This is a genomic window from Cupriavidus sp. SIMBA_020 (genome assembly GCF_046535395.1).
Lineage (GTDB): Bacteria > Pseudomonadota > Gammaproteobacteria > Burkholderiales > Burkholderiaceae > Cupriavidus > Cupriavidus campinensis.
On sequence record NZ_JAWRWU010000144.1, the window covers coordinates 1 to 370 of the forward strand.

At 55.9% G+C, this 370-nt stretch carries 1 protein-coding gene; it reads left to right on the forward strand.

The annotated features are described in order from the left end of the window. Nucleotides 1–278, forward strand: a 278-nt coding sequence (locus tag SB751_RS28545; protein WP_410748859.1) for a winged helix-turn-helix domain-containing protein, incomplete at its 5' end; no start/stop codon positions are given. Between the last annotated feature and the right edge of the window lie 92 nt (nt 279–370).

A 370-nucleotide genomic window follows, 5' to 3' on the forward strand; every position in this document is an offset into this window, starting at 1 on the left:
TTTTCGAGACTTCCGCGCAAAAATTCACGGTCTCCGGACAGGCTTTGCAGTTATCCCCACGTGAACACGCCGTACTGCGGGTGTTGATCCAGAAAAGCGGCGAACCCATCAACAAGCAGCAGATCCTCGACCGCATCGTCACTGACGACGCCGACATCAACCTCGAAGCCATCGAGGTGCTGGTGCATCGCCTGCGCAAAAAATTGGCGGAAACCGGCGTGCAGATCACCACCATGCGGGGCATGGGCTACTGCCTGGAGAACGCTGTTGACAACTAGCTTTCCGGAAAAAACCCCGGTTTCCAGGAAAAAAAACCGCAATCGCACCCTGAAAACGCAGTTGCTCTGGTGGTTGATCCCCACCCTGGTGC